1 protein-coding gene is annotated in these 1,088 nt (G+C 65.3%); it reads left to right on the top strand.

The window, feature by feature from the left end; translation table 11 throughout:
• Positions 1-178: 178 nt before the first annotated feature.
• Positions 179-1,018 carry a DUF559 domain-containing protein gene (locus FM104_RS00005; protein WP_087129414.1) on the top strand — a complete coding sequence of 280 codons (840 nt, stop codon included), beginning with the start codon at positions 179-181 and terminating at the stop codon, positions 1,016-1,018.
• Positions 1,019-1,088: the final 70 nt, after the last annotated feature.

The following is a 1,088-nucleotide window of genomic DNA, read 5'->3' as shown; positions in this document are numbered from 1 at the left end:
CTGAACGGATGGCCGTGGATTCCCCGGCGTTTCTCCCGCCAAGCGTACAAACTCCCGCCATCCGTGCCTGGAATTAAGGGGCGGGTCGGTTATCCCCAGATGGATGCTGGTGACGAGTTCTCCACAGGGACCGGCATTCAGCCTCCGAAGCGGGCCTCCGAGTCCGCAGGATTGCCGCATGCGCATCACTGCCATCACACCCCGCGAACTCATCGATCGCTTCGGCGGGCTGGCGCGCGGCCGCCAGCTCACCGCCTTCGGCTTCACACGCCGACATCTCGCGGATGCGGTGAACTTCGGCGAGATCATGAGGATCCGCCCCGGCGTGTTCGCCACGTTCGCCGCATCGCCGTCCGTGCGAATGGCGGCCGGACACGGCGGTGCCCTCACCTGTGCTGGCGCTCTCGAGCACCACGACATCTGGGTACTTCGCAAAGACAGGGTGCCGCACGTGTGGATGGGCCCGGCCAATCGCGTGCATCATCAGCGGTGCCGTTGCGTGGTGCACTTCCGGCCGGGTCGGATGAAACTCGGCATCGCCGATGTCGAGGATGCCCTTGTACATGCATTCCACTGCCACGGCGAGGAGTTCTTCTTCTGCGCGCTCGAATCGGCTTTGAACAAGCGGCTCATCCGTGCCGCCGATCGAGCGCGGATCCGCGCCGCACTCCCCCAGTCGGCCCGGTGGCTACTCGACTTCGCGCGTCACGATGCCGACAGCGGTCTGGAGTCACTCGTGCGGCTCCGGCTGCATCTGATCGGGATCGACGTGCAGACCCAGGTCGTGCTCCCGGGGGTCGGCAAGGTCGACTTCGTGATCGAAGGCAGGCTCATCATTGAGGCTGACGGCCGGGAGAACCACCAGGCTGACGGCAAGATGCACAAAGACCGGGCGCGGGATGCTGCAGCATCCGCCCTCGGGTACGAGACGCTCCGCTTCGACTACGACCAGATCATCGACAACTGGCCCAACGTGGTGGCCGCGATCCGCGCCGCCCTGGCGCGCGCCCGCGCCTGACCGGCACAGATGGCGGGAAATTGTACGTTTGGCGGGAGAAACACCGCAGAATCCACTGCCAGGTGTACAA

The sequence above is a fragment of the Microbacterium esteraromaticum genome (assembly GCF_900163815.1).
Taxonomy (GTDB): Bacteria; Actinomycetota; Actinomycetes; order Actinomycetales; family Microbacteriaceae; genus Microbacterium; species Microbacterium esteraromaticum_B.
The sequence above is the reverse complement of the archived record's forward strand: the minus strand, read 5'-3'. Positions and strand labels throughout refer to the sequence as shown.